The sequence below is a fragment of the Streptomyces sp. YGL11-2 genome (assembly GCF_050054615.1).
GTDB lineage: Bacteria > Actinomycetota > Actinomycetes > Streptomycetales > Streptomycetaceae > Streptomyces.
Genome location: NZ_JBNHIN010000041.1, coordinates 47,669 through 73,563, shown reverse-complemented (window position 1 = coordinate 73,563; position 25,895 = coordinate 47,669). Strand labels below are relative to the sequence as shown.

Annotated in this window: 22 protein-coding genes and 1 pseudogene; 9 read left to right on the top strand and 14 right to left on the bottom strand. The window is 74.4% G+C overall.

Translation table 11 applies throughout. The annotated features are described in order from the left end of the window. Nucleotides 1–741 (bottom strand): annotated as a pseudogene (locus ACO1BR_RS33015) (SpoIIE family protein phosphatase); the annotation flags it as partial. 545 nt (nt 742–1,286) lie between these two features. On the opposite strand from ACO1BR_RS33015, the gene ACO1BR_RS33010 reads away from it, so the two are divergent. Both ACO1BR_RS33010 and ACO1BR_RS33005 read left to right on the top strand, forming a co-directional pair. After that, nucleotides 1,287–2,453, top strand: a complete 1,167-nt coding sequence (locus ACO1BR_RS33010; RefSeq protein WP_426798778.1) for an exonuclease SbcCD subunit D — start codon at nt 1,287–1,289, stop codon at nt 2,451–2,453. Then, on the top strand, nt 2,450–5,578 hold the full coding sequence (locus tag ACO1BR_RS33005; RefSeq protein WP_426798777.1) for an AAA family ATPase: 3,129 nt from the start codon (nt 2,450–2,452) through the stop codon (nt 5,576–5,578). The genes ACO1BR_RS33010 and ACO1BR_RS33005 overlap by 4 nt, the downstream gene beginning before the upstream one ends. 24 nt (nt 5,579–5,602) lie before the next feature. Here the strand turns inward: ACO1BR_RS33005 and ACO1BR_RS33000 are convergent, their stop codons facing one another. After that, nucleotides 5,603–6,049, bottom strand: coding sequence for an Lrp/AsnC family transcriptional regulator (locus ACO1BR_RS33000; protein WP_426798776.1), 447 nt, complete (start codon nt 6,047–6,049; stop codon nt 5,603–5,605). Between the two features lie 94 nt (nt 6,050–6,143). Here ACO1BR_RS33000 and ACO1BR_RS32995 point away from each other — a divergent pair, with 94 nt between their 5' ends. Continuing rightward, nucleotides 6,144–6,635, top strand: coding sequence for a rhodanese-like domain-containing protein (locus tag ACO1BR_RS32995; protein WP_426798775.1), 492 nt, complete (start codon nt 6,144–6,146; stop codon nt 6,633–6,635). Between the two features lie 111 nt (nt 6,636–6,746). Here the strand turns inward: ACO1BR_RS32995 and ACO1BR_RS32990 are convergent, their stop codons facing one another. After that, nucleotides 6,747–8,441, bottom strand: a complete 1,695-nt coding sequence (locus ACO1BR_RS32990; RefSeq protein ID WP_426798774.1) for a DUF885 domain-containing protein — start codon at nt 8,439–8,441, stop codon at nt 6,747–6,749. A 152-nt stretch (nt 8,442–8,593) separates the two neighbouring features. After that, complete coding sequence (locus tag ACO1BR_RS32985) at nt 8,594–9,988, bottom strand: GNAT family N-acetyltransferase (protein WP_426798773.1); 1,395 nt, start codon at nt 9,986–9,988, stop codon at nt 8,594–8,596. Between the two features lie 562 nt (nt 9,989–10,550). On the opposite strand from ACO1BR_RS32985, the gene ACO1BR_RS32980 reads away from it, so the two are divergent. Then, a complete protein-coding gene (locus ACO1BR_RS32980) occupies nt 10,551–10,964 on the top strand; it encodes a VOC family protein (RefSeq protein ID WP_159506803.1) in 414 nt (137 codons plus the stop codon). Nucleotides 10,965–10,988: 24 nt separating this feature from the next. Here ACO1BR_RS32980 and ACO1BR_RS32975 read toward each other — a convergent pair whose 3' ends face one another. Continuing rightward, nucleotides 10,989–12,506, bottom strand: coding sequence for a PLP-dependent aminotransferase family protein (locus ACO1BR_RS32975; protein ID WP_426798772.1), 1,518 nt, complete (start codon nt 12,504–12,506; stop codon nt 10,989–10,991). A gap of 55 nt (nt 12,507–12,561) precedes the next feature. Between ACO1BR_RS32975 and ACO1BR_RS32970 the strand changes: the two genes are divergently transcribed. Together ACO1BR_RS32970 and sigJ are read left to right on the top strand one after the other, a co-directional pair. Further along, nucleotides 12,562–13,566 carry an EamA family transporter gene (locus ACO1BR_RS32970; RefSeq protein ID WP_426798771.1) on the top strand — a complete coding sequence of 335 codons (1,005 nt, stop codon included), beginning with the start codon at nt 12,562–12,564 and terminating at the stop codon, nt 13,564–13,566. Beyond that, nucleotides 13,560–14,459 (top strand): RNA polymerase sigma factor SigJ, encoded by a 900-nt coding sequence (gene sigJ / locus ACO1BR_RS32965; RefSeq protein ID WP_426798770.1) that lies wholly within the window; start codon nt 13,560–13,562, stop codon nt 14,457–14,459. The genes ACO1BR_RS32970 and sigJ overlap by 7 nt, the downstream gene beginning before the upstream one ends. A gap of 18 nt (nt 14,460–14,477) precedes the next feature. Here the strand turns inward: sigJ and ACO1BR_RS32960 are convergent, their stop codons facing one another. Then, a complete protein-coding gene (locus ACO1BR_RS32960; protein WP_426798769.1) occupies nt 14,478–15,152 on the bottom strand; it encodes an aspartate/glutamate racemase family protein in 675 nt (224 codons plus the stop codon). 194 nt (nt 15,153–15,346) lie between these two features. Between ACO1BR_RS32960 and ACO1BR_RS32955 the strand changes: the two genes are divergently transcribed. Then, on the top strand, nt 15,347–16,087 hold the full coding sequence (locus ACO1BR_RS32955) for a GntR family transcriptional regulator (RefSeq protein WP_426798768.1): 741 nt from the start codon (nt 15,347–15,349) through the stop codon (nt 16,085–16,087). A gap of 73 nt (nt 16,088–16,160) precedes the next feature. Here the strand turns inward: ACO1BR_RS32955 and ACO1BR_RS32950 are convergent, their stop codons facing one another. Continuing rightward, nucleotides 16,161–17,318, bottom strand: a complete 1,158-nt coding sequence (locus ACO1BR_RS32950; protein ID WP_426798767.1) for an ROK family transcriptional regulator — start codon at nt 17,316–17,318, stop codon at nt 16,161–16,163. A gap of 159 nt (nt 17,319–17,477) precedes the next feature. On the opposite strand from ACO1BR_RS32950, the gene ACO1BR_RS32945 reads away from it, so the two are divergent. After that, nucleotides 17,478–18,002: a hypothetical protein gene (locus tag ACO1BR_RS32945; protein ID WP_426798766.1), complete on the top strand. Its 525-nt coding sequence runs from the start codon at nt 17,478–17,480 to the stop codon at nt 18,000–18,002. Between the two features lie 68 nt (nt 18,003–18,070). Here the strand turns inward: ACO1BR_RS32945 and mug are convergent, their stop codons facing one another. The 4 genes from mug to ACO1BR_RS32925 form a co-directional block, all read right to left on the bottom strand. Beyond that, nucleotides 18,071–18,619 (bottom strand): G/U mismatch-specific DNA glycosylase, encoded by a 549-nt coding sequence (mug, locus tag ACO1BR_RS32940; RefSeq protein ID WP_426798765.1) that lies wholly within the window; start codon nt 18,617–18,619, stop codon nt 18,071–18,073. Between the two features lie 14 nt (nt 18,620–18,633). Continuing rightward, on the bottom strand, nt 18,634–20,067 hold the full coding sequence (purB, locus tag ACO1BR_RS32935; RefSeq protein WP_426798781.1) for an adenylosuccinate lyase: 1,434 nt from the start codon (nt 20,065–20,067) through the stop codon (nt 18,634–18,636). A 114-nt stretch (nt 20,068–20,181) separates the two neighbouring features. Next, nucleotides 20,182–20,346 carry a hypothetical protein gene (locus ACO1BR_RS32930; protein WP_426798764.1) on the bottom strand — a complete coding sequence of 55 codons (165 nt, stop codon included), beginning with the start codon at nt 20,344–20,346 and terminating at the stop codon, nt 20,182–20,184. 157 nt (nt 20,347–20,503) lie between these two features. Further along, the gene (locus ACO1BR_RS32925; RefSeq protein ID WP_426798763.1) at nt 20,504–21,379 is read right to left on the bottom strand and encodes an SGNH/GDSL hydrolase family protein; all 876 of its coding nucleotides are present in this window, start codon (nt 21,377–21,379) and stop codon (nt 20,504–20,506) included. Between the two features lie 100 nt (nt 21,380–21,479). Here ACO1BR_RS32925 and ACO1BR_RS32920 point away from each other — a divergent pair, with 100 nt between their 5' ends. Beyond that, nucleotides 21,480–22,103, top strand: a complete 624-nt coding sequence (locus ACO1BR_RS32920; protein WP_426798762.1) for a TetR/AcrR family transcriptional regulator — start codon at nt 21,480–21,482, stop codon at nt 22,101–22,103. Here ACO1BR_RS32920 and ACO1BR_RS32915 read toward each other — a convergent pair. The 3 genes from ACO1BR_RS32915 to ACO1BR_RS32905 all read right to left on the bottom strand — a co-directional run bounded on the left by ACO1BR_RS32915 (nt 22,078) and on the right by ACO1BR_RS32905 (nt 25,844). Further along, a complete protein-coding gene (locus ACO1BR_RS32915) occupies nt 22,078–23,319 on the bottom strand; it encodes an FAD-dependent oxidoreductase (RefSeq protein WP_426798761.1) in 1,242 nt (413 codons plus the stop codon). The genes ACO1BR_RS32920 and ACO1BR_RS32915 overlap by 26 nt on opposite strands. 150 nt (nt 23,320–23,469) lie before the next feature. Then, a complete protein-coding gene (locus tag ACO1BR_RS32910) occupies nt 23,470–24,492 on the bottom strand; it encodes a hemolysin family protein (RefSeq protein ID WP_426798760.1) in 1,023 nt (340 codons plus the stop codon). Further along, nucleotides 24,489–25,844: a hemolysin family protein gene (locus ACO1BR_RS32905; protein ID WP_426798759.1), complete on the bottom strand. Its 1,356-nt coding sequence runs from the start codon at nt 25,842–25,844 to the stop codon at nt 24,489–24,491. Before ACO1BR_RS32905 ends, ACO1BR_RS32910 begins: the two co-directional genes overlap by 4 nt. Nucleotides 25,845–25,895: the final 51 nt, after the last annotated feature.

Sequence of the window (25,895 nt, the reverse complement as noted above, 5' to 3'; positions counted from 1 at the left end):
GCGATGTCGTCGCTCTGGCGGGCGGGCCGCAGCGTGCTGATGACGACGTCGCAGATCTCCTCCGGTGGGCGGGAGGGGCGGGCCAGGGTCGTACAGAGGATCTCCAGTTCGGTGTTGAGGTCGCGTTCTCGGTCCTCGACGAGGCCGTCGGTGTAGAGCACCCGTGATGGCGAGTTCGTCCTTCGCCGGGCCCGTATCCCTGTCCGGGTCCGTATCGGTGGCCGTGTTCGCGTCCGTGGCCGTATCTGTGGCTGTATCCGTGGCCGTGTCCTGGTCGATGCGGCCGGCCAAGTCATCGAGGTGGGCCAGGAGTTCGTCCGGTGGCAGATCCAGGGTCGAGAAGTTCTGCACGGCGGTGCGTAGCCGGCCCATGGTGGCGGCTGCGTGCAGGCCGTGGCCGACCACGTCGCCGACGACGAGCGCGACCCGGGCTCCGGGCAGCGGGATGACGTCGAACCAGTCTCCGCCCACTCCGGTCCGGGCGGGGAGATACCGGTAGGCGACGTCGAGCGCGGTCTGTTCGGGGAGTACGCGGGGGAGCAGGCTGCGCTGGAGGGTGACGGCCATGGTGTGTTCGCGGGTGAAGCGGCGCGCGTTGTCGATGCGGACGGATGCCCGGGCCGCCAGCTCCTCGGCCAGGGGCAGGTCGTCTTCTTCCAGGGGCGGGCTTTCCCGCATCCGCCAGAAGTTGGCGACGCCCATCAGCACACCGCGTGCCTTGAGCGGCACGGTGATGAGCGACCGCGGTGACCCCACCAGATGAGCCGGTAGGGGCAGAGTCGTTCGAGGGAGTGCTGGTCACCAGCGTGACGTGGCGGCCCCGGACGCGGCCGGGGCCCCTGCCGGCGAGGTGTCCCTCGTCTTCGATGCCGACCCCCTCGGCGAGGACCGAGCGGCCGGCATCCGACCGCATGACGACGAGCTCTCCGAGGTGGCGTTCCTCTCCCCGGAACGGGCCGGTGAACTCCTGCGCTCACGGCTCCGTCGCCTGTCACGGGGTGAGCGCGGATGGCGCGGACGGTTCCGCTCAGGGCGCGCGGGCGGCCTCGGGGTGTATGAGTGACCCGTGGAGCCCGTGATCCATCGCGATGGCTCCGCCGCGCCGCCAATCGGACCAACTCGAACATTTGCGGCGATCTGGCGTCGAATGTCAGGGGCAGGCCGAGGATCGTGATGGATCAGGTGCTGACAGGCGCTAGCGTGGTGGGTGCTGAAGGCGAGCCCGTGCTGGTTCGTGCTGGTTTTGTAGGTGCAGTGGGGGGAAACGTGCAGGTCGGAGCGGCTTCTTGAGACTTCTGCACACCTCCGACTGGCATCTGGGGCGGTCCTTCCACCGCGTGAGCATGCTCTCCGCCCAGCGCGCGTTCCTCGACCACCTCGTCGCCACCGTCCGCGACCGGGAGGCCGACGCGGTCCTGGTCGCGGGCGACGTCTACGACCGCGCGGTACCGCCGCTGGCCGCCGTCGGGCTCTTCGACGACGCCCTGCACCGGCTCGCCGCCCTCGGCGTGCCCACCGTCATGATCTCCGGCAACCATGACTCGGCCCGCCGGCTGGGCGTCGGCTCCGGACTTCTGCGGCAGGCCGGCGTCCACCTGCGCACCGACCCGGCGGACTGCGGCACCCCCGTCCTCCTCGACGACGCCCACGGCCCGGTCGCCCTCTACGGACTGCCGTATCTCGAACCGGCCATGGTGCGCGACACCCTCGGCGCACCGCGCGCCGATCACGCCGCGGTCCTCGGCGCCGCCATGGACCGGGTCCGCGACGACCTGGCCGCCCGGCCCGACGGGACGCGCTCCGTGGTGCTCGCGCACGCCTTCGTCACCGGGGGCACCGCCAGCGACAGCGAGCGGGACATCACCGTCGGCGGCGTCGCGTCCGTCCCGGCCGCCGTGTTCGACGGCGTCGACTACGCGGCCCTGGGGCATCTGCACGGCTGCCAGACCCTCACCGAGCGGGTCCGCTACTCCGGATCGCCGCTCGCCTACTCCTTCTCCGAGGCCGCGCACCGCAAGTCGTCCTGGCTCGTCGACCTCGACGCGGACGGCACCGTGCACGCCGAGCGGGTGGACTGCCCGGTGCCGCGACCGCTGGCCCGTATCCGCGGACCGCTGGAACAGCTGCTGGACGACCCGGCGCTGACCCGGCACGAGGACTCCTGGGTGGAGGCGACGCTCACCGACGGCTCCCGGCCGCACGAGCCCATGGCCCGGCTGGCCAAGCGCTTCCCGCACACCCTGAGCCTGGTCTTCGACCCGGACGAGGGCCCGGCCCGGTCCACGGCCTCGTACGCCCAGCGGCTGCGCGGCCGCGGCGACCAGGAGATCGCCGAGGACTTCGTGGCACACGTCCGGTCCGGGCGCGCCGCCGACGACGCGGAGCGGGCCGAACTGCGGTCCGCCATCGACGAGGTACGGGCCGCCGACGCGGCGGCGGAGGTGGCGCGATGAGGCTGCACCGGCTGACCGTCACCGCGTTCGGGCCGTTCGGCGGCGCCCAGACCGTCGACTTCGACCGGCTTGCGCGGGGCGGCCTCTTCCTGCTGCACGGGCCGACCGGGGCGGGCAAGACCTCGGTCCTGGACGCGGTCTGCTTCGCGCTGTACGGGTCGGTGCCCGGGGCGCGGCAGAGCGGCCAGGCCCTGCGCAGCGATCTGGCCGACCCCTCCACCCTGACCGAAGTCGTCCTCGAACTCACCGTGGCCGAACGGCGGTTGGAGATCACCCGGCTGCCCGAGCAGCCCCGCCCCAAGAAGCGTGGCAGCGGTACGACGAAGGAGAAGGCGCAGAGCCGGCTGCGCGAGTTCGTCCCCGCGGGGCCGGCCGCCGACGGCGCGCCGGCCGGCGAGTGGCGGGCGCTCAGCCGCTCGCACCAGGAGATCGGCGAGGAGATCCAGCAGCTGCTCGGCATGAGCAAGGAGCAGTTCTGCCAGGTGGTGCTGCTGCCCCAGGGCGACTTCGCGCGCTTCCTGCGGGCGGACGCGGAGGCGCGGGCCCGGCTGCTGGGGCGGCTCTTCGACACCCGGCGGTTCGCCGCGCTCGAAGAGGAGCTGACGGCGCGCCGCAGGGCCGCGGCCGACCAGGTGGCGGCCGGGGACGACCGGCTGTTGGCGCTGGCCCACCGGATGGCACAGGCGGCCGGGGCCACCCCGGATCTCGACGACCCGTCAGTGCCCGTCCTGGCAAAGGCGGTTGTGCCGGTACAGGCGGGAGCGGACCGGCGCGGCGGACGGGCGGCGGCCACCGCACCGGCCGAGGCGGCCGCCGCTGCCCCCGCGCCCGGTCCCGGCGAGCCCGGATTCGCCGGGGCGGTGCTGGCCCGCGCCGCGGTCGCCCGGGCGAGCGCCCGCGAGCGCCGGGAGATTGCCGCGTCCGCGGCCCACGCCGCCGAGACGGCGGAGCGCTCGGCCGCCGCACGGCTGGAGGAGACCCTGGAACGGGACCGGCTCCAGCGCCGGCACGCCGACGCCCGCCGCCGCGCCGCCGAACTCGCCGCCGGCGCGGGCGCGGGCGACCGCCTCCGGGAACGGCTGGAGCGGGCCCGCGCCGCCGCGGACGTGGCCCCGATCCTCGCGCTGCGCGAGGACGCCTGGCAGGGGCTGGCCGCCGCTCAGCGCGCCGAACGGCAGCACCGTGTTCCGCTGCCGCCCGACCTCGCGGACGCCGAGGGCGACCGACTCGCCGCGCTGGAACGGACGTTGACGGCCGATCTGGGAGCGCTCTCGGCGGCGCGCCGGGCCGAGCGCCGGGCCGTCGACCTCGGCCGGGAGCGCGCCGCCCTCGACCGCGAGGCGCATGCCGACGAGCAGACGCTGCTGGACGCCGCCCAGTGGCTCGCCGAATGGGACGCCGAGCGCCGGGCACACCAGCGGCGGATCGAGACCGCACAGGAGTTCGCCGGCCGCGCGGAACAGCTCGGCGACCGGATCGCCCCGGCCGCCGAACGGCTGGACGCGGCCCGTCGGCGCGACCGTCTCACCGGCGAACTAGGGGACGCGGAAGCGGAGTTGCTGACCGCCCGGGAGCGTTCGGCGAAGTCCCAGGAGCACTGGCTGGAGCTCAAGGAGCTGCGGCTGCGCGGGATCGCCGCCGAACTGGCCGCCCAGCTGGAGGACGGCCGGGCGTGCGCGGTGTGCGGCGCGACCGCGCACCCGGACCCGGCCCGGGCCGGCGCCGGCCATGTCGACCGGGCCGCCGAGGAGGCCGCCCAGGAGGCCCACCGCCGCGCCGAGGAGACCCGGCAGCGGGCGGAGGGGCACCGCCAGTCCGTCAAGGAGGCGCTGGCCGCCGCCGGCGCCGCGGCCGGTGACGACCCCACCGCCGAACTCGCCACCCAGGTCGAGCAGTTGCGGGCCGACTTCGCCCGCGCCCACGCCGCCGGAGCCGATCTGCACGGCGCCCGCGAGGCGCTGGCGCGCGCCGAGCGGGAGTACGAGCGGCGCCGCGACGCACAGCAGCAGGCCGAGCGCCGGGCCGCCGCCCGTACCTCCCACCGTGAGGCACTGGACCGCGAACGGGCCGCGCTGGAGGAGGAGTTGGCCGAGGCGCGGGGCGACTGCGGCAGCGTCGCCGAGCGGGCCGAGCGGCTGGAGCGGCGGATCGCGCTGCTCGCCGCCGCGGCCGAGGCGTCCCGTACGGCAGCCGGCTGCGCCCAGCGTCTGAAGGAGGCCGACGCACAGCTCTCCGACGCCGCCTACCGTGCCGGGTTCGGTACTCCGGATGCGGCGGCCGAGGCTCTGCTGCCGGACGCCGAACGACGGTCCCTCCAGCGGGAGTTGGACGACCGGCAGGCCGAGGCGGCGGCCGTGGCGGCCGAGCTGGACCGGCCCGAACTCGCCGCCGCCGCGGCCCTGCCGCCCGCCGACCCGGACGCCGCCCGCACCGCGCACCGCGCGGCGGCGGAGCGGCTGCGGACCGCCGCCGCCGGCCTGGCCGCGGCCCGCGAACGCTGCACCGCCCTCGACCGGCTCTCCACCGACGCCGAGGACGACGCCCGCCGCCTGGCCCCGCTGCGCGCCGCGTACGACCGGATCGCCCGCCTCGCCTCGCTCACCTCCGGCACCTCCAGCGAGAACGCACGGAGGATGCGCCTGGAGTCGTATGTGCTGGCCGCCCGCCTGGAGCAGGTCGCCGCCGCGGCCACCGCCCGGCTGCACCGGATGTCCGGCGGCCGGTACACCCTGGTCCACTCCGACGAACGGGCCGGCGGCGCCCGGCGCTCCGGCCTCGGCCTGCACGTCATCGACGCCTGGACCGGCCAGGAGCGGGACACCGCCAGCCTCTCCGGCGGCGAGACCTTCTTCGCGTCGCTCGCCCTGGCCCTCGGCCTCGCCGATGTCGTCACCGACGAGGCGGGCGGCACCCGGCTGGACACCCTCTTCATCGACGAGGGCTTCGGCAGCCTCGACGAACAGACCCTCGACGAGGTCCTCGACGTCCTCGACGCGCTCCGCGAACGCGACCGCAGCGTCGGCATCGTCAGCCACGTCGCGGACCTCAAGGCGCGCATCCCGTCCCAACTGGAGGTCGTCAAGGACCGCGCCGGATCGACGGTCCGCCACCGGGTGCCCGGCTGACCGGGGCCCGGGAGAAGGGCCGGATCAGCGGCTGACGGGACGCCGGGGGAGCGGCGAGGAGTAGACCATGCTCGTGGTCACCGAGCCCAGCGCACCGATGCGTCCGGACACCTCCTCCAGATGCCTCATCGACCGCGCGGCGACCTTGATCACAAAGCAGTCGTCGCCCGTGACGTGATGCGCCTCCAGGATCTCCGGCGTGGTCTCCAGCAGATCGTGGAACGGCTTGTAGTTCCCGTTCGGGTAGCGCAGCCGGACGAAGGCCAGCACCGGCAGCCCGATCCGCTCGGGGTCGATCACCGCCGCGTACCCCGAGATCACCCCGGCCTCCTCCATCCGCCGGACCCGTTCGGTGACCGCGCTCGCGGACATGTTCACCGCCCGCGCCAGCTCGGCGTAGCCCGCGCGGCCGTGCTGCTGGAGGACGTCGAGGATGCGCCAGTCGGTGGCGTCGGGGGAATAACCGGTCATCCCCGCTGTCTAGCAGTGGAATCCCCGGTACATCAAGGTTCTTGCCGTTGATCATCCCTTCGCGGGCCGAGCGGCCGGCCGTAGATTTTCGGCCATGACCACCTCCACCCCGCGGCCCCCGGCCGCCGTCGGCCCGGTGCTTGCCGTGCCGCCCGCCGAACCCGCCGACGCCGCCGCGTACTTCGCCGCCCGCCTCGCCTTCCACACCGACGTCGCCGACGTCCACGCCGCGCTCGCCGGCGGCGCCCCCGGCTTCGTCCTCGTCGACTCCCGCAGCGCCGCGGCCTGGGACCAGGGCCATGTCCCCGGCGCCGTGCACCTCCCCACGGCCCGTGTTCCGCAGGACGCCGCCGGGCTGCTGGACCTGGCCGTCCCGGTCGTCGTCCACTGCTGGGGCCCCGGCTGCGACGGCGCCACCCGAGCCGCCCTCGCACTGGCCCGCCTCGGCTACCGCGTCAAGGAGATGCTCGGCGGCATCGAGTACTGGATCCGCGAGGGCTACGAGGTCACGACCCGGCAGGGGCCTCGGCAGCGCCCGGCCGATCCGCTCACCGCGCCGGTCGGCGATGGGGAGTGCGGCTGTTGAAGCCGCGGTGCCGGCCTACCTGCCACGCGTGCTTGCGGGACCTGCCCCGGTCCTTGACGACGAGGGCCCGGCGCCGCCCCGGCGCGGTGAACGGAGCGGCGGCCGGTCCGGTCAGAGCGCCGACAGCTCGCTCAGCAGGTCGTCCAGGCCCAGCGATCCCTGCGACAGCGCCGCCATGTGCCAGGACTTGAGGTCGAAGTCCGCACCGTGCCGGGCGCGGGCGGCCTCGCGGCCCTGGAGCCAGACGCGTTCGCCGAGCTTGTAGCCGATCGCCTGGCCCGCCATGCCCTGGTAGCGGACGATCTCGCTCTCGACGAAGTCCGCCGGGCGGCTGCAGTGGCCGGCCAGGAACGTGTGCGCCAGCTCCGGGGTCCAGCGCTCGCCCGGGTGGAAGGGGGAGTCGGCAGGGATCTCCAGCTCCAGGTGCATGCCGATGTCGATGATGACGCGGATCGCCCGCATCATCTGCGCGTCCAGATAGCCCAGCCGCCGCTCGGCGTTGGTCAGGAAGCCCAGTTCGTCCATCAGGCGCTCGGCGTACAGTGCCCAGCCCTCCGCGTTGGCGCTGACGATGCCGACGGTCGTCTGGTAGCGCGAGAGCGCGTCCGCGACGTGCACCCACTGCGCCAGCTGGAGGTGATGGCCGGGCACGCCCTCGTGGTACCAGGTGGAGACCAGGTCGTACGCCGGGAAGCGGGTCTCGCCCATCGTCGGGAGCCAGGTGCGGCCGGGGCGGGAGAAGTCCAGCGACGGCTGGGTGTAGTACGGGGCGGCGGCGCTGCCCGGCGGGGCGATCCGCGACTCCACCCGGCGGACCCGCTCGGCGAGTTCGAAGTGGGTGCCGTCCAGCGCGTCGATGGCCTCGTCCATCAGCGACTGGAGCCACTGCCGGGTCTCCTCGACGCCCTCGACCGCCTCGCCGTGCTCGTCGAGCCAGGACAGCGCCTCCCACGGTGTCTTGGCGCCCGGCAGGATCTTCTCGGCCTCGGCCTCCATCTCGGCCAGCAGCCGGTGGAACTCCGACCAGCCGTACGCGTACGCCTCCTCCGGGTCGAGGTCGGCGCCGTTGTAGTAACGGGCGAGCCGGGCGTACCGTTCCCGGCCCACGACGTCCGGGGCGCCCTCGATGGCCGGGGCGTAGTCGTCCCGGAACCAGTCGCGCAGCTCCACCAGGGCCCCGGTGGCCAGGTCCGCCGCCGCGGCCAGCTCGGCGCGCAGCGACTCCGGCCCGGCGGCGGTGAACTCGGCGAACCAGCTGCGGTCGGTGCCGATCCACTCGCCCAACTGGCCGATGACGGTGGTGACCTGGAGCGGTCCGGCGGGGAGGTCCTGCCGGAGGCCGGCTTCGAGGGATGCGCGGTAGCCCGCCAGTGCGGCCGGTACGGCGCGCAGCCGTCGGGCGATCGCCGCCCAGTCCTCGTCGGTCTCGGTGGGGGTGAGGGTGAAGACCTCGCGCATGTGGTGCAGCGGCGAGCTGAGGTTGCTGACCGTGCGCAGCCCCTCGCCCGCGTCGTGGACCGCGAGTTCCGCGGTCAGCCGCTCGCGCAGCAGCCGGGCGCAGATCTTCTCGGCGGGGGTGTCCGCGCCCGGCCGGGCCTCGGCCTCGGCGAGTCGCTCCAGCGTCGTACGGGCGAGCTGCGCCACCGCTTCCTGGCCCTCGGGGGAGAAGTCGGGGAGCTTGTCGGAGCTCTCGGCGACGCCGAGGAAGGTGCCGGTGATCGGATCCAGGTCGACGAGGGCGTCGACATAGGCGTCGGCGACCTGGCGGGGCAGTGGACCGCCCGCGGGAGTAGTGGTGTTGGACATGACGGCCATCCTCGTACGGATGGGCCCGCCGCGTCACCATCATTCCGGTGGACGTTCCTGTCGCGTCCGGCGCCGCGGTCCACCGGCTCGGGCTGGACGCAAGGGACCGCCGGGGCGCGGGCGGGCGCCCCGGCGGCCGGTCGGCCACGTCATCAGCCGTGCCGGGAGCCGTTCCGGACGCGGAGCTCCTCGCGGGCCTCCCGGTGCGCGGGGACGCCCGTCGGGCGGGCGGTGATGACCAGGGTGCCCTCCTCTATCTGGTAGTCGAGGGGCAGGCCCAGTCCACGCATCGCCGTCACCATGCCGGTGTTGGACGCCTGGGTGATGGCGTAGACGCTCTCGCAGCCGGTCTCGGCGGCCATCGCGACCAGCCGGCGGAGGAGTTCGGCGCCGATTCCGCGCTGCTGCCAGGCGTCCTCGACCAGCAGTGCCACCTCGGTCTCGTCGCCGTCCCACAGGAGGTGGCCCAGTGCCACCAGCCGGCCGGACGCGGTCTCCGCGGCCAGGGTGCGGCCGAAGCGCGGGCTGAGCAGATGGTCCAGATAACGTTCGGCGTCGCCGACCGGGCCGTGGTAGCGCAGCGCGAGGGTCTGTGCCGAGCAGCGGTCGTGCATCTCCCGGGCGGCGGTCAGATCCGCGGTGCCGGCGCGGCGGACCGTGATCGCGTTGCCCTCGGGCAGCGTCAGCACCTCGCGCCGTGGGGGCACCCGCTGGCCGAGCCGGGAGTCCAGCTCTACCAGTGCGCGTACCCGGGCGAACTCGGTGGGTGTGAACGGCAACTGCGGCCTTTCGATGGTGAGCGAACCCCCGGAGGGATCGCGGAACTTCATGGTGTGGTCCGCCAGCACGCCCTCGGCGGGCACCTCCTCGGCGAGCGGCTGACCGGTCAGCGACCGGGCGGGCACCGAGCGGATCGTGCAGCGACCGAGCAACTGCCGCAGCGCGAGCGGGAGTTCGGCGGAATCGAGGGCCGTGCGGGTGGCCAGGCCGAGCATCCGGGTCGGCGCGTCGACCAGGTCGTGGGTGTCGGCCCGCTCCAGCCAGCTGTGCGAACCGCCGGCGCCGGCCACCGTACGGGTCAGGTCCGCGGGCGCCAGGTCGGCCGGCGCGCGCAGCAGGAACTCGTCCACCGTCCCCTCGGACAGCGGATGGGTCTGGAGGCTGAGTATGTCCACCCGGCGCTCGGCCAGCGCGGTGCACAGCGCAGCCAGGCTGCCCGGCTCGTCCCGGACCGTGGTCCGCATCCGCCACAGCGCCGTCTCCTGGCCGCCGGCCTCGGGTGCCGGTGCGGCGGACGGTGCGGTGGCGCCGGTATCGGCCGGTGGTGGGGCGTGCTCACGACGGCGTGACCACCAGATGTGGAAGCCGGTCGTGGCGAGCAGCGCGAGGGCCGCGGCGCCCAGCATCACCGGGCCGGACGGGCCGTGCGCGACCGTGTCGGCCACGACATCGGCCACCGCCACGGCCGTGAACAGGGCGGCCAGCTCGACGGCGTCCCGGCGCCAGTGGTGGCGCCGGGCGGAACGGACAGAGGTTGCTTCAGTCATGCAGACAGCCTTGCCGACAGGTGTTGCCTGGTCGCCAACACATTGTGTCGCACGGGTAAAAGACGCAATCGACACATTGGCCTCTACTGCCCTGCCCGTCCCGGTTGCGGTGTTTTCGTGAACAGCATCTCTCCGCCCTCCTGAAGCCGCCGCACCGTCAGCTCCCCGCTTCCCCCGCCGATACCGATCGCGCGGAAGGGCTGCGGGCTCCGCGCGCGGGACTCGGCCGCCGCGGTCTCGACCACCCTCCGTGCCGGCCGGTCGGACCCCGTCGAAGGAGCGCCCGCCGCCCCGGTCCGCCGTCTCAGTCCGCCGCCGGACCGGTCCGTCATCTTCCCGCCTCCATGGTGTCGTTCGCGCTCGTACGCCCCGTTCGTATCGCCATCCGGTGCCGAGCAGTCGAACTCCCGGTGAACAGCAGCCCCGTGGCCCCGAAACCAGGCTCGGGGCCAGGACCAGGACCAGGGTCGCAAGACCGGCGGACGATCGCCAGGAGACCGCCGGAGCGCTTACGGTCCTGATACGCGCCGCCGCACGGCGGCCCCACGGAAGGTGACACCGCATGCCGGCCAACGGTTCCGCCCATATCCGTATCGCCCGCCCGTCCCGCGATCTGACGGCCGCCGACCGCTTCTGGCGCACCGGTCTGGGGCTGACCGAGCTGTTCCGCCACACCTCAGGGGCGGGCGAGCACTCCCTCCTGATGCTCGGCTGGCCGGACGCCTCCTGGCACCTGGAGCTGACCCTCGACCCCTCCGGCGCGCTCCAACCGGCCCCCACACCGGACGACTTGCTGGTCGTCTACCTGGGCGAACCGGTGCCCGACAGCCTGGTCGCCCGCCTCGAACACTGCGGCGGCAAGCGGGTGCCGGCCCACAACTCCTACTGGGACGAGTGGGGTACGACGATCGAGGACCCGGACGGCTACCGGCTGGTGCTCTGCGAGCGGGACTGGAGCAACTCCGCGAACCGGTGACCCGGCGGGCGCCGCCGCACTGCCTCAGACCGTGCCGAGGCCGCCCAGCAGCGCCACCCCGCGGGCGATCTCCGACGGCGTCAGATGCGCATAGCCCAGGACCAGTCGCACCCGGCCGTCCCGCCCGGCGGCCGGCCCGCGCCGCCCGGCCCACTCGTAGTCCGCCAACGGGCGCAGACCCAGCCCCGCGCGCCGCGCCCGCCCGAGGAACGCCGCCTCGGGCCCGCAGCGCGCCGGCAGCGCGACGATGGCATGCAGACCGGCGGCGATCCCGGTGACCACCGCACCGGGGCAGTGCACGGCCAGCGCCGCGGTCAGCGCGTCCCGGCGCTCCCGGTAGGCCCGCTGGCAGCGCCGCAGTTGGCGGTCGTAGTCGCCGCGCGCGACGAGATCGGCCAGGAGCGCCTGGTCCAGCACGGGATTGCCCAGATCCAGCAGCCGCTTGCGGGCCGTCACCCCGTCCAGCAGCCGCGCCGGCACCACCAGCCACCCCAGCCGCAGCCCCGGAGCCAGCGACTTGCTCACCGATCCGGTGTACGCCACCCGGTCCGGATCCAGGCCCTGCAACGCGCCGACCGGCGCCCGGTCGTAGCGGAAGTCGCCGTCGTAGTCGTCCTCGACGATCAGCCCGTCGACCGCCCGCGCCCAGCGCAGCAGCGCCGACCGGCGGGCCGCCGACACGGCCGTCCCGGTGGGGAACTGATGCGACGGGGTCAGCACCGCGGTCCGCGCGCCGGACGCCGCGAGCGCCGCCGGGTCGGGGCCCTCGCCGTCCAGCGGGAGCGGCACGGCCTCCAGCCCGGCCGCCGCGAACAGCGCCCGGTGGTCGGGGCTCCCCGGTTCCTCGACGGCCACCGTCCGCTGCCCCGCCCCATGAAGGGTGAACCCCAGCAGCGTCATCGCCTGCGCCACCCCGGAGCACACCACCACCCGCCCCGGATCGGCCACCACCCCGCGCCGGCGGGTCAGCAACCGGGCGATCTCCCCGCGCAGTTCGGGCAGCCCGCGCGGGTCCGGATAGCCGAGCGCCCGGTGCGGCAGGCGGGACACCGCCCTGCGGTGCGCGGCGGACCATGCGGCACGGGGGAAGAGCGAGAGATCCGGCGTCCCCGGGGTGAAGTCGACGTCCGGTGCGCTCTCTTGGGGCGCGGGCCCGGCCGCCGCCGGCACCGCGCCGCGCACCGTCCCGCCCACCCACGTCCCCGCGCCACGCCGGCTGCGCAGATAGCCCTCGGCCGTCAACTGCTCGTACGCCTCGGTCACCAGGCCCCGCGACACCCCCAGGTCGGCGGCGAGCGCCCGGCCCGACGGCAGCCGCGTCCCGGCCACCAGCCGGCCCGAGCGCACCGCGTCCCGCAGCGCCTCCTGGAGCACCCGGCCGCGCTGCCGGGGCGGCGCCGTCGCGGTCGGCAGCAGCAACTCCCAGGCGGCGGCCCACACGGCGCCGTCCGCCGGCTCGCTCTCGTACGGCACGGGCCCGATCCTCTCCGCCGCCGGCACCCCGGCGGCCCCCGGCCCCCGGCCCACGAAGTGGTCCTCCATGGCGCTCCCGAAGTGGACCTTAAGACGGACCGCCCGCCTCCCTACTGTCCGTCTCATGAACCGGACCCACCACCGCGGCGCGCTGCTCGCCGCCCTCGCCTGCTTCCTCGTAGGCGGCTCGTTCACCGCCAACAGCCTGCTCGGCAGCTACCCCTACGCGGGCGGCCAGGCCCTCCGCTACGGCCTCGCCGCCGCCGTCCTGCTCGCCCTCCTCGGTCGCCGCGGCACCGCACCGCTGCGCTCCCTGACGCTCCGCCAGTGGGTGCGCCTCGCGCTGCTCGCCGCCATCGGGATGCTCGGGTTCAACCTCGCCGTGCTCGCGGCCGAGCGCACCGCGGAACCGGCCGTGCCCGGCGTGTTCGTCGGCTGCGCACCGGTCGTGGTCGCGGTCCTGGTGCCCGCGCTGGCCGGCCGCCGCCCGCGCCCCGCCGTGGTGCGCGGCGCCCTGCTGGTCGCCGCCGGGGCCTTCGCCGTCCAGGGGTGGGGCCGCACCGACGGCCCGGGCATCGGCTACTCGGCGGCGGCGCTGTGCGGCGAGGTCGGCTTCGCGGTGCTGGCGGTGCCGCTGGTGGCGCCGCTCGGACCGCGCCTCCTCTCCGCGGCGGTCTGCGCACTCGCCGCCCTCGAAGCGGCGGTCCTCGGCGCGGCGGCCCAAGGGGCGCACTGGCTGCGGCTGCCGGACGCGGTGGAGGCGGCGGCGCTCGGCTGGCAGGCCGTCGTCGTCACCGTCGTCGGCTTCGTCTGCTGGTACGCCGGCATCCAGCGGATCGGCGCCGAACGCGCCACCCTCTTCTCCGGCCTGATCCCGGTCTTCGCCGCGCTCACCGCCCCGTTGGCCGGGACCGGCGGCTACGGCCTCGCGCAACTGGGCGGCAGCCTCCTGGTCGGCGCCGGGGTCGTACTCGGCTCGGGGCTGCTCCCACGGGGGCACGGCGGCGACGGGAGCGGCCGGGGCGGTCCGCGAGAGGCGGATGCGGAACGGCCGGCCCCGGCAGCGGCGGGCGAGCACGGTTCCGGCTGGACATCGCGGCGGCGGCCCGCTGATATGGGTGGGTGCTGACCGATCCCGCGACCGACGCCGCCGAAGTCTTCGAAGCCCACCGCCCGTTGCTGCACGGCGTGGCCTACCGCATGCTCGGCCGGGTCGCCGACGCCGAGGACGTGGTGCAGGACGCCTGGCTGCGCTGGTCGGACGCCGACCGGACCGCGGTGCGCGAACCGCGCGCCTATCTCGTGCGGATCACCACCCGCCTGGCCATCGACCGCCTCCGGCAGGTCCGGTCCCGCCGCGAGTCCTACGTGGGTCCCTGGCTTCCCGAACCGCTCGCCACCGACGTCCTGGTGCCCGGCGGCACCGCGCCCGACACCGCCGAGCGCGCCGTCTTCGCCGAGTCCGTCACGTTCGCCGTTCTCGTCGTCATGGAGTCGCTCTCCCCCCTGGAGCGCGCTGTGTTCGTCCTCCGGGAGGCGTTCGGCTACCCGTACGCGGAGATCGCCACCGTCCTGGAGCGCAGCGAGGCGGCGGTGCGCCAACTGGCCGGCCGGGCCCGGCGGCACGTGGCGGACGGCTCCCCGCGGTTCGAGGCCGACCCGGACCGGCAGCGCGAGCTGACCGAGCGCTTCCTGGCCGCCGCCACCGGGGACGACCTGGCGGGGCTGCTGAGCCTGCTCGCGGCGGACGCGCGGCTGGTCGGCGACAGTGGCGGCAAGGCCAAGGCGCCACTGCGGATCATCGAATCCGCCGACAAGGTCGCGCGGTTCCTCCTCGGCGTCGCCGGCGGCCTGCCGCCGGGCCCGGGGCTCGCCTTCCGCGAACTCAACGGCGGCCTGGCGCTGTTGATCCACTACGGCGGCACGGTGGACACCGTTCTCCAACTCGGCGTCCAGGACGGCAGGATCCAGACGATCTACCTCATCCGCAACCCGGACAAGCTGGCCCCGCTGACGGCCTGAACGGGCGCGGGACGGCCCCTACGCGTACGCGGGGCCGCCGGCGAGCCGGGCGGCGGCCCGCAGGCCGGGCCGCGGGCTCGACAGCACCACGGGCCCGCCGCCGGCCGCCCCGTCCGTCGCCAGCCGGTCCGCCACGGCCGCGATCGACACCTGCGCCAGGACGATCGCGTCGCTGTCCCCGGCGTCCCGCACCCGGCGCGCCGCGGCGGCGACCGCCGCCAGACAGCCCTCCATGTCCCCCGCCTCGAATCGGTCCATGGCGCCGGGTACGAACTCCGCCCGTACCCGCACCGTGCGCCCGGCCCGGTCGGCCTCGGCGGCGATCAGCTCCGCCGTGGGCGTGAGCGTGCTCTCCACGGTGGCCAGGATCGTGACGCGGGTGCCGGCGGCGACCGCCGCCGCGGCCATCGGCCGGTCCACCCGCAGCACCGGCAGGCCCAGTGCAGCTCCGGCCGCCTCGGCGACCGCACCGATCGTCGAGCAGGTGCACAGCAGCGCCGCCGCCCCGTCGCCTGCCGCTTCGGCGAGCGCTTCGGCGACCTCCTCCGCCACCGCGTCGGGCCCCGACTCCCGCGCCCTCGCGAGGAGTTCGGGCCGTACGAGATGCCGCAGCGGGAGGCCGGGGGCGTCCTCGTCGCGCAGCGCGTCGAAAACCGGGACATGGACGGGCGAGGTGTGCAGGAGCGTGAGCATGCACGTGAGCCTAGAGCCCCGGCGACCGCGCCGCCCCGGCCGCGGTGCGGGTGAAGGCCGTGTGGCCGCGTCGAAACGGTTGGTGGATTGGTCTTGACCAAGGGTGGGGGCGGTCATATCGTCGGGATACTGCAACAACCTTTAATAAAGAAGCGCTCGAAATCCGGCCCGCTTGCGGGCCCGTGTCCATGGGGGTGGGGACCACGCAGCTCGAAACGGCTCCGGAGCCCAAGTACTGGCATCTCAAGACCGTGCTCAGCGAGGCGCTGGACTCGGAGTTCTCGGTCGGCGAGATCCTTCCCAACGAGCGGGACCTGGCCGCGCGGTTCGGTGTCGCACGGGCCACCCTCCGGCAGGCGCTCGAACAGCTGGAGCTGGAAGGCAGACTGCAGCGCCGCCGCGGCGTGGGCACCACCGTCGCGCCCCCGCGGGTCGGCGTCGCCGTCGACCCCGCCCGCCACACCTGGCCCGGCGCCGCCGGCGACGACTGGCAGCCGGTCGACGCCGTCGAGACCGCCACGGTGCCCGCCGCGGTGGCCCGTCTCCTGGAGACGGCCCCCGGCGCCCCGGTCCACGTGGTCCGCCGCAACCGCGTCTCGGTCGGCCGGCCGGTCGCCGCCGAGCTGCTCTACGTACCCTCCGAAGTGCTCCCCGGCTGCGCCGAGTTGACGGTGGGCCCGGCGCGCGCCCGTGCGGTGCTGGCGGAACTCCAGACACTGGAGCTCGACGGCCACGACCGCACCGTCGAGCTCGGCTCGGCCCGCGCCGAGGACGCCCGGCTGCTGGACCGGCTGCCCGGTGCGCCGGTCCTCGTCGTCACCACCCGCTATGTCTCCGGAGGCCGTACGGCCGCCGTCGCGGTCTCCACGTACCGCGCCGACACCTGCCGGCTGACGTTCGGGGAGAGCGAGACGGAGCCGCTGCTCGCGGGCTGACCGCCCCGCCGCGCCGTCGGGCCCGGCACCGGACGCACCTCCGGCGCGGGCGCGCCCCGTGCGCACCCACGCCTCACCGGCGGCCCGTCACCGTCCCCTCCACCGCGAAGAGTTCGCCCTCGACGTGGTCCAGTGCCAGCCGCAGCGCTCCGGTGGCGATGGCCGCCTCACCCAGCCGGGACAGCGCGACCTCCGGCGGACGCAGGCAGTAGCGTGCCAACTCCCCGCGTAGCGGCTCCAACACGCCCGCCAGCCCGGCGGCCCAGCCGCCGATCACCACCAGCTCCGGATCGAGTGCCAGCACCAGCGCGGCCACGTCGTGCACCAGCCGCCGGATGAACCGCTCCACCGCCTCCCGCGCCTGGACGTCGCCGCCCCTGGCCGCCGCGAAGACCGCCGCCACCTGCGCCTCGTCCAGCGGGTGCAGCGGTTCCCCGGTCGTCGACAGCAGCTTCTCCGGCGTCGCCTCGCGGCCCAGCAGGTGCAGCGCGCCGATCTCCCCGGCGGCTCCGCCGAAGCCGCGGTGCAGCCGCCCGCCGATCAGCGAACCGGCTCCCGGGCTCAGCCCCGCCAGTACGAAGACCACGTCGTCCGAACCGGTCGCCGCGCCCTGCCAGTGCTCGGCCACCGCCGCCGCGTTGGCGTCGTTCTCCACCAGCACCGGGCAGCGGAACGACCGCCGCAGCCGCTCGCCCAGCGGGAGCCCCGTCCAGCCGGGCAGCGCGGTGCACAACCGCACGGTGCCGTCCGCCTCCACGATTCCCGGTCCGGCCACCCCGACCGCCCGTAGCGAACTGCGCGCCACGCCCGTCCGGCGCAGCAGATCGGACACCACGGCGCGTACCCGCTCCAGCCGCTCGCCCGCCGGCGCGGTCTCCGCCACCGGGCGCTGCGCGGAGTCCAGCACCTGTCCGCTCAGATCGGACAGCAGCGCCGCGACCCGATGGGACCCGATCTCGATGCCCAGCAGATGCCCGGCCTCGGTACGGAATCGGAACCGGCGGGCCGGCCGCCCCTGGCGCCGGGTCTCGCTCTCCTCGGCCGCCGCCTCGGCCACCAGCCCGGTCTCGACGAGCCCCTCGATCACGCCCTCGACCGTCGGCCGGGACAGACCGGTCACCTGGACGAGATCGGTGAGCGTGGGGGAGTCCGCGGCCCGCAGTGCGTGCAGCACCACCGCGGAGTTGATCCGTCGCAGCAGGGAGGGGTCCCCACCGGTGAGCCGACCCAACGTCCGTCTCCTCGCCTCGCCTGTCTGGCGGATCGTAGCCGGTCAGCGGGTGTGCGGCGAGCCCCGTCCGGCCGCCGGGGCGGCCCGGGGAGCGGTCCGCCCCGGCGGTGCGGACCGCGCGGACGGCCAATTGTCAGACCCTCGCGGTTTACTGACGTCATGACACCCGACATGCCGGGGACGCCCCCGACCACCCCACCCGACGCACCCGAAGAGCCACAGCCCCCCGACGTGCCGCCGACGGCGCTCCGCGTGCTCGACGCGTTACGGGCCCGGGCGTTCCCGGAGCGGCGGGAGCGGACCGCGTCCGGCGAGAGCGGACCGGGGTTCCATGTGGCGCGACTGTGGGAGAGCGGGCCGCTGTGGGAGGCGGATCCGGCGGAGGCGGAGGAGCTGCGCGAGGCGTGCGCGGCCGAACTGGCGGCGCTGGTCGCGGTGCTGTCCTTACGGTGGGGCGAGCCCGACGTGGCGGACCTGGCGGAGACGCTGGAGCGGGTGGCGATGGGCCTGCCGGTACGGCCGCCGCTGGAGCTGCTCGCCGGGCTGGTGCCGCGCATCCACACCTGGCAGGACGGGGACCGCTGGACGGCGGTCGGCGCGGGACAGTGCGGACCGGAGCAGCCGTGCCAGGTGCTGGCGGCGATAGGGGAGGGGACGGCGCCGCCGGGGGCCCGCATACCGTAACCGTACGCGGGCCGCCCGCCGTGACCGCCGGCCCGATTCCCCGAGGGAGCTCCGGGGCGGCCGCAGGGTCAGGGCTCGCCGAATGCCGCGGCGCGCAGCCGCCCGTATTCCTCCGCCATGGTGGCCGCCGTCCAATGGGCGTTCAGGCCGCTGGGGTTGGGCAGTGCCCAGATGCGGGTGGCGCCGAGGGTGCGTTCCTGGGGGCCGATCCGGGCGTGCTTGTCGCCGAAGGCGGCGCGGTAGGCCGTGACGCCGGCGACGGCGAGCCACCGCGGGCGCAGCCGGTCCACCTTCTCGGCCAGCAGCCGCCCGCCCTCGTGGTACTCCTCCGCGCTGAGCTCGTCGGCCCTGGCGGTCGCCCGCGCCACCACATTCGTGATGCCGCAGCCGTGGTCGAGGAGTTCCCGCTGCTCGGCGGGGAGCAGCAGCCGGGGTGTGAAGCCGGCGGCGTGCAGGACGGGCCAGAAGCGGTTGCCGGGCCGGGCGAAGTGGTGGCCGGTGGCCGCCGTCATCAGGCCGGGGTTGATACCGCAGAAGAGCACCCGCAGACCGCTCGCGGCCACGTCCGGGACGAGGCGGTCGCGAGCGGCCTCCAGTTCTTCGGGGGTGAAGCGCATGGCTGCGGCCCGGGTCAGAGGATCGCGCCCGGGGCGTAGGCGGCGGCCTCGGGGTGCTGCTTGGCGATCTCCTCGATCCGGGCGACGACGGCCGCCACCTGGTCGCCGGCCGCGCCGGTGAAGGACAGCTTGTCCGCCATCAGCGCGTCCAACTCCGCCCTGTCCAGCGGGATGCGGGAGTCCGCCGCCAGCTTGTCCAGCAGCTCGTTGCGCTCCGCGCCCTGCTCGCGCATGGCCAGCGCCGAGGCGACCGCGTTCTCCTTGATCGCCTCGTGCGCCTCCTCGCGGCCGACACCGGCGCGTACGGCACCCATCAGCACCTTGGTCGTGGCGAGGAAGGGGAGGTAGCGGTCCAATTCGCGGGCGACGACGGCGGGGAAGGCGCCGAACTCGTCGAGCACGGTCAGGAAGGTCTCCAGCAGACCGTCCAGCGCGAAGAAGGAGTCGGGGAGCGCGACCCGGCGGACCACGGAGCAGGACACATCGCCCTCGTTCCACTGGTCGCCGGAGAGCTCGCCGGCCATCGAGGCGTAGCCGCGCAGGATCACCATCAGGCCGTTGACGCGCTCGCAGGAGCGGGTGTTCATCTTGTGCGGCATCGCCGAGGAGCCGACCTGGCCGGGCTTGAAGCCCTCGGTCACCAGCTCGTGCCCGGCCATCAGCCGGATCGTCTTGGCCAGCGAGGACGGGGCGGCGGCCAGCTGCACCAGCGCGGTCACCACCTCGTAGTCCAGCGACCGCGGGTAGACCTGGCCGACGGAGGTGAACGCCCGGCCGAAGCCGAGGTGGGCGGCGATCCGCTGTTCCAGGTCGGCGAGCTTGCCGGCGTCGCCGCCGAGCAGGTCGAGCATGTCCTGGGCGGTGCCGACCGGGCCCTTGATGCCGCGCAGCGGGTAGCGGGAGAGCAGCTCCTCCAGCCGCGCGTAGCCGACCAGCAGTTCGTCGGCGGCGGTCGCGAAGCGCTTGCCGAGTGTGGTGGCCTGCGCGGCGACATTGTGCGAGCGGCCCGCCATGACCAGCTCGGAGTACTGGGCGGCCAGCGAGCCGAGCCGCGCCAGCACGGCGACCGTACGGTCCCGCATCAGCTCCAGCGACAGCCGCACCTGGAGCTGCTCGACGTTCTCGGTCAGGTCGCGGGAGGTCATGCCCTTGTGGACCTGCTCGTGGCCGGCCAGCGCGTTGAACTCCTCGATGCGCGCCTTGACGTCATGCCGGGTGACCTTCTCGCGCTCGGCGATCGAGGCCAGGTCGACGGTGTCCAGGACCCGCTCGTAATCGGCGAGTGCCTGCTCGGGAACCGCCACCCCCAGGTCCTTCTGGGCGCGCAGCACCGCGAGCCACAGCTTCCGCTCCAGCTTGACCTTGTACTCGGGGGACCACAGCACGGCCAGCTCCGCGGAGGCGTAGCGGCCGGCCAGGACATTGGGGATGCGAGGCTTCGCAGACACAGCAGTCACGTGGCCAGAGTCTACTGGCGGTTTGCGCAGGCCAGCGCCCCGCCCCAGCCTGTGCGTTCCTCCAACCGGCAGCGGGTGCCGCCGGGCGCGCTCCGGCCTTCGCCGTCAGTCCTCGTCGTCCTCTGCCCGGCGCTCGCCCTCCGCCTGGGACGGCTGGGTGCGCATCGTCTTCGGGTGCCGCTGCTGCCGCTGCTCGCCCGGATCCATGTCCTCTTCCAGCCGCTCGCCCTCGGCCTGCGACGGAGTCGTGTACTCGCCGTAGTCGCTCATGGCCGCCTCCGCACGATCGAGATGTATCGGTGACTATCGGACGTATGCCGACAGAACGAGCGTAACGCCTGGGTCGGCCGGCGGCCCGGGCCGACCACCGGGCGGCGGCGGAGCGGTGGGGGAGCGGTGGGGGAGTGGCGGTCGGGGCGGGCGCGGACTACGCCCCCGCCTCCCGCCAGCCGGTCACCGGGCCGGGGTGCGTGCCGTCGGCGGGGGTTATCCAGAAGGCTTCGCCCCGGTCGGCGCTGAACTGGGCGCCGGTGCGGTCGTCCCCCGAGGAGCGCCCGGTGAGCCGGCGCCCGATCCACGGCACCAGGTGCTCGCGGGCGAACCGCAGATCGGCGGAGCGGCGGGCGGCCCAGCCGGGCGGCGCGGCGGTCGGCAGCGGGGCGTCCCAGTCCGACTCGGCGGGCAGGCCGAGCGTCTGCCAGACGGCCTCGGCCACCCTGCGGTGGCCCTCGGCGTTGAGGTGCAGCCGGTCGTCGGCCCACAGCCGCGGATCGGCCAGGGCCCGCGAACCGTAGAGGTCGACGACCAGGGCGTCGTGGCGGGCGGCCAGCTCGTCGAGGTGGCCGAAGAGCTGCTCCATGCGCGGGCGGAAGCGTTCCATTACGGGACCGCGCCGGCCGGGGCTGCGCATCAGGACCAGTCGGCCGCCGCCGCGCGCCAGCAGGTCGGCGGCGGTGGTGAGGTGCGCGCAGACCTGGTCCACGTCGCACCGGGGCCGCAGCACGTCGTTGAGGCCGCCGACCAGGGTCACCAGGTCGGCGCCCATCGAGGCGGCCGGCCCGCACTGTTCGTCGAGGATCTGCCCGATGAGCTTGCCGCGCACCGCGAGATTGGCGTACCGGAAACCGGGCGGGCGAAGCGAGGTGGGGGTCCCCCCGGCCGAAGGCTGGGGGAGTGTCGCGAGCCGGGCTGCGAGCAGATCCGCCCAGCCCCGGTAGGAGCCGTCGGGGAGCCCGTCCGACATGCCTTCGGTGAAGCTGTCGCCGACCGCGACGAAACTGGTGTATCGGGCATTCATCTCCATGGCGCGGTGATCCTATCCCGCGGTGTACGGTCGGGTGTCGGCAGGACCGCGGGTCGACACGAGGCGGTCGGCGGCGGCGAGAGGCAGAGGTGCGGGTGCGATGACTCCGCGGCAGCGTGCGGATTCCGACGCGAGGACGTTCACGGAGCGGGCCCGCCGGCAGCAGCTGATCGACTGCACCATCGACCTGATCTCGACCCGTGGTTATCCGGCGACCTCGCTGTCCGCGATCGCCGAGCGGGCCGGGGTCTCCAAGGCCGCGGTGCTCTACCACTTCTCCTCGAAGGACAACCTCACGCGTGAGGCGCTGACGCAGGTGCTGGACCAGTTCGGTGGCTATGTCGCCGAGCGGGTGGCCGGGGCCCCGGACCCGCAGGCCGCGGTCGTCGCCTACGTCCACGCGATGATCGGCTATCAGCGCGACAACCGCCGCCAGGTCCGGTTGATCACCGAGATGCTGCTCGACGACCAGGGCGGCACCCGCCTCAAGGCGCCCGGCTCGCACGACACTCACGACCGCTGGCAGACCCTGGCCGCCTTGCTGACGGAGGGTCAGAAGGTGGGTGTGCTCCGGGAGTTCGACGCCCCTACGGTGGCGCTCGCGATCGGCGGCGCGATCGACGGGGTGATCGGGCACTGGCTCGCCCACCCGGACCTCGATCTGCACGCCGCCGCCGCGGAGTTGGAGACCTTCACCCTCAACGCGATCGCGCGCCGGCCCTGACGCGGGCGAAGTCCGGGGTCGGCTCCGGGCGGATGCCGATACCGCCGAGGTAGCCGGTGACGGTCCGCAGCGCGGGCACCCGCCGCAGCAGCTTCATCGGCACCGGCAGCCGGTCCCCGCGGAGCGTGCCGTTCAGCGCGGACCGGATCATGGCGTGCTCGCTCTCCTGCGACTTCTGCACCACGGCCATCGGCCACTCCCGGCGCTTCTGCACCAGGGCCAGGTCCTCGGTGCCCACCGCCTCCCGGAGCAGTGGTCCGGCCAGGATCCGGGCCGAGGCCACCGCGTCCTGGAGGGCGAGGTTGACGCCGACGCCGCCGACCGGGGACATGGTGTGCGCGGCGTCGCCGATGCACAGCAGGCCGGGCCGGTGCCAGCGCCGCAGCCGCCCGAACGTCACCTCCAGCAGCTTCACGTCGTCCCAGGAGCCGAGCGTGCCGGTCACCGCGTCGTCCCAGCCGAACAGCGCGCCCAGCCGGTCCCGCAGCCACTGGATGTCGTGGCGGCGCAGGGTCGCGTCCTGGCCCTTGCCGATCAGGTAGGACGTCTGGAAGTACGTGCCGCGGTCCATGGTGACCGCGGCCTGGCCGCCGCCGAACCGGCCGAACACCCGGCCTCCCTTGAGGGCGTCGGTCGGTGCGTCCACCCGGATCTGCCAGACGTCCATCGGCACCTCGAACTGCCGCTGGCGCATCCCGGCCGCCTGCCGGACCGACGAGTCCCGGCCGTCGCAGGCGACCGTGAGATCCGCCGCCAACTCCCTTGCGGCGCCGTCCTCGTCGACGTAGCGGACCCCGGTGACCCGGCCGCCGTCGGTCAGCAGGCCGGTGGCCCGGGTGCGCATCCGCAGGGTGAACGACGGCTCCCTGGCGGCGGCGCCGGCGATCAGGTTGAGGAAGTCCCACTGCGGCACCATGGCGAAGTACTTGTGCCGGCCCGGGATGCGTCGCATATCGGCCAGCACGACGGTGGTGTCGCCGATCTGCGTCCGCATCTCCTCCAGTTTGGGGAACGGCAGCCGTGCGAACTCCTCGCCCAGCCCGAGGTCGTCGAGCAGGTTCAGGGTCGACGGGTGGATGGTGTCCCCGCGGAAGTCGCGCAGGAAGTCGCCGTGCTTCTCCAGGACGGTCACCTCGATGCCGGCCCTGGCCAGCAGCAGTCCGAGCATCATCCCGGACGGGCCGCCGCCCACCACGCAGCAGGTCGTGCGCTCCATGTTGTTGCCCCCTCGTCGCGTACGCGTACGGATGCGATGGCTGATCGGCGGGCAGCCGCGAAGGCGACTGACCGATCGGTTAGCAATCTAACCGATCGGTCAGGGTGGGTGTCCGGGGGGTTCCGTTCCCGCCTACCGGCGGGGGCCGGGTCAGAGCGCGGGCTGCTGCAGCACCAGCTCCCGCAGGACGTCCTCCATGGTCACCAGCCCGGCCAGCCGCCCGTCGTCGCCGATCACCGCGGCCAGGTGCGTACGGGAACCGCGCATCGCGGTCAGCACGTCGTCCAGCGGTGTCGCGGCCCGTACGCGGGCGATCGGGCGCAGTGCGGACACCGGGAAGGGGGCCGAGCCCGGCGCGGCGTCGTCCAGGGCGTCCTTGACGTGCAGATAGCCGAGGATGCGGCGGGTGTCGTCGACGACCGGGAAGCGGGAGAAGCCGGACTCGCCGGCCAGTTGCTCCAGTTCGTCGGGGGTGATCCCCATCCGCGCCGAGACGACCTTGTCCACCGGCAGCACCACGTCCCGGACGGGACGGCGGCCCAGCTCCAGGGCGTCCCGCAGCCGCTCCTTGGCCCGCTCGTCGAGCAGCCCGGCGGCGCGCGAGTCCTCGACCATCTTCGCCAGCTGGTCGTCAGAGAAGGTCGCGGCGACCTCATCCTTGGTCTCCACCCGCAGCAGCCGCAGCAGACCGTTGGCGAGCGCGTTGACCGAGAAGATCACCGGACGCAGCGCCCGGGTCAGCGCGACCAGCGGCGGCCCGAGCAGCAGTGCGCTGCGGACCGGCTCGGCCAGCGCCACGTTCTTCGGCACCATCTCGCCGAAGAGCATGTGGAGATAGGTCGCCACGGCCAGCGCGATCACGAACGAGATCGGATGGATCAGCGCGTGCGGGACCGACACCGCGTCGAACACCGGCTCCAGCAGGTGCGCGATGGCCGGCTCGGCGACCGCGCCCAGCACCAGCGTGCACAGCGTGATGCCCAGCTGGGCGGCGGCCAGCAGCGACGACACGTGCTTCAGACCCCACATCACGCTGGTCGCGCGGCGGTCCCCGGCCTCCGCGTGCGGCTCGATCTGACTGCGGCGCACCGAGATCAGCGCGAACTCGGCACCCACGAAGAAGGCGTTGACGACCAGGGTCAGCAGCCCCACGAACAGCTGGAGCGCGGTCATCGGCCGGCCTCCTCTGCGCTGTCGGTGCCGTCGGTGCCGTCAGCGTCGGTTGCGGGTGCGTGCAGCAGCACCCGAGCCGCGCGGTGGCCGGACGCGTCCAGCACGTCCATCGACCAGCCCGCCACCTCCAGGGTGTCGCCGGGCGCCGGTATCCGGCCCAGCTCGGTGGCGATCAGCCCGGCGAGGGTCTCGTACGGGCCGTCCGGGAGCCGCAGGCCGATCCGTTCCAGCCGGTCGGTACGGGCGGCGCCGTCCGCCTGGTAGATGGCGCGGCCGTCCGCGTCCGTACCGGCCGGGGCCAGGTCGGGGATCTCCATCGGATCGTGCTCGTCGCGGACCTCGCCGACCACCTCCTCGACGATGTCCTCCAGGGTGGCCACGCCGGCCGTGCCGCCGTACTCGTCGATGACCACGGCCATCGTGCGCCGGCCGGACAGCCGGTCCAGCAGCCGGTCCACGGTCAGCGTCTCGGGCACCAGCAGCGGTTCGCGCAGCAGGTCGGCGACCGGCTGGCGGGGGCGCCGCTCGGCCGGCACGGCCAGTACGTCCTTGATGTGGGCCACCCCGACGACGCTGTCCAGGCTGCCGCGGTAGACCGGGAAGCGGGACAGCCCGGTGGCCCGGGTGGCGTTGGCGACGTCCTCGGCGGTGGACTGCACCTCCAGGGCCACCACCTGGACCCGCGGCGTCATCACGTTCTCCGCGGTCAGATCGGCCAGGTTGAGGGTGCGGACGAACAGCTCGGCGGTGTCCGGCTCCAGGGCGCCCTCCTTGGCGGAGTGCCGGGCCAGCGCCACCAGCTCCTGCGGGCCGCGCGCCGAGGCCAGCTCCTCGGCCGGCTCCAGGCCCATCCGGCGGACCATGTGGTTGGCGGTGTTGTTCAGATGCCTGATCAGCGGTTTGAAGGTGGCGCTGAAGCCGCGCTGGGCGGTGGCGACCTTCTTGGCGACGGCCAGCGGGCTGGAGATCGCCCAGTTCTTGGGGACCAGCTCGCCCACGACCATCAGCACCACCGTGGAGATCGCCGTGCCGAGGACCAGGGCCACCGAGTCCGCGGCGGAGTGCGGCAGCCCGATCGCGGCCAGCGGCCCGGACAGCAGTGTGGCGATGGCCGGTTTGGACAGCATGCCGATGAGCAGGCCGGTGACGGTGATGCCGAGCTGGGCGCCGGAGAGCTGGAAGGTCAGTCCGCGGACGGCCTTGAGGGCGCTGTCCGCACCGCGCTCGCCGCGCTCGGCGGCGCGCTGCAGGTCGCTGCGCTCGACCGTCGTCAGCGAGAACTCCGCCGCGACGAAGACGCCGCAGGCCAGGGTCAGGAGGAGCGCCACGGCCAGCAGGAGCAGGTCGGTCATCGGGTCACCTCCGTCCCATGTTCGAACAGGATCGGGAGGTCCGCGCCCTGT

Bases quoted from the DNA above. Each gene is read 5' to 3' on its own strand.
- ACO1BR_RS33005 (WP_426798777.1), top strand. From the start codon at position 2,450: ATGAGGCTGCACCGGCTGACCGTCACCGCGTTCGGGCCGTTCGGCGGC.
- ACO1BR_RS33000 (WP_426798776.1), bottom strand. From the start codon at position 6,049: ATGACCGGTTATTCCCCCGACGCCACCGACTGGCGCATCCTCGACGTC.
- ACO1BR_RS32995 (WP_426798775.1), top strand. From the start codon at position 6,144: ATGACCACCTCCACCCCGCGGCCCCCGGCCGCCGTCGGCCCGGTGCTT.
- ACO1BR_RS32990 (WP_426798774.1), bottom strand. From the start codon at position 8,441: ATGTCCAACACCACTACTCCCGCGGGCGGTCCACTGCCCCGCCAGGTC.
- ACO1BR_RS32985 (WP_426798773.1), bottom strand. From the start codon at position 9,988: ATGACTGAAGCAACCTCTGTCCGTTCCGCCCGGCGCCACCACTGGCGC.
- ACO1BR_RS32980 (WP_159506803.1), top strand. From the start codon at position 10,551: ATGCCGGCCAACGGTTCCGCCCATATCCGTATCGCCCGCCCGTCCCGC.
- ACO1BR_RS32975 (WP_426798772.1), bottom strand. From the start codon at position 12,506: ATGGAGGACCACTTCGTGGGCCGGGGGCCGGGGGCCGCCGGGGTGCCG.
- ACO1BR_RS32970 (WP_426798771.1), top strand. From the start codon at position 12,562: ATGAACCGGACCCACCACCGCGGCGCGCTGCTCGCCGCCCTCGCCTGC.
- ACO1BR_RS32960 (WP_426798769.1), bottom strand. From the start codon at position 15,152: ATGCTCACGCTCCTGCACACCTCGCCCGTCCATGTCCCGGTTTTCGAC.
- ACO1BR_RS32945 (WP_426798766.1), top strand. From the start codon at position 17,478: ATGACACCCGACATGCCGGGGACGCCCCCGACCACCCCACCCGACGCA.
- mug (WP_426798765.1), bottom strand. From the start codon at position 18,619: ATGCGCTTCACCCCCGAAGAACTGGAGGCCGCTCGCGACCGCCTCGTC.
- ACO1BR_RS32930 (WP_426798764.1), bottom strand. From the start codon at position 20,346: ATGAGCGACTACGGCGAGTACACGACTCCGTCGCAGGCCGAGGGCGAG.
- ACO1BR_RS32925 (WP_426798763.1), bottom strand. From the start codon at position 21,379: ATGGAGATGAATGCCCGATACACCAGTTTCGTCGCGGTCGGCGACAGC.
- ACO1BR_RS32920 (WP_426798762.1), top strand. From the start codon at position 21,480: ATGACTCCGCGGCAGCGTGCGGATTCCGACGCGAGGACGTTCACGGAG.
- ACO1BR_RS32915 (WP_426798761.1), bottom strand. From the start codon at position 23,319: ATGGAGCGCACGACCTGCTGCGTGGTGGGCGGCGGCCCGTCCGGGATG.
- ACO1BR_RS32910 (WP_426798760.1), bottom strand. From the start codon at position 24,492: ATGACCGCGCTCCAGCTGTTCGTGGGGCTGCTGACCCTGGTCGTCAAC.
- ACO1BR_RS32905 (WP_426798759.1), bottom strand. From the start codon at position 25,844: ATGACCGACCTGCTCCTGCTGGCCGTGGCGCTCCTCCTGACCCTGGCC.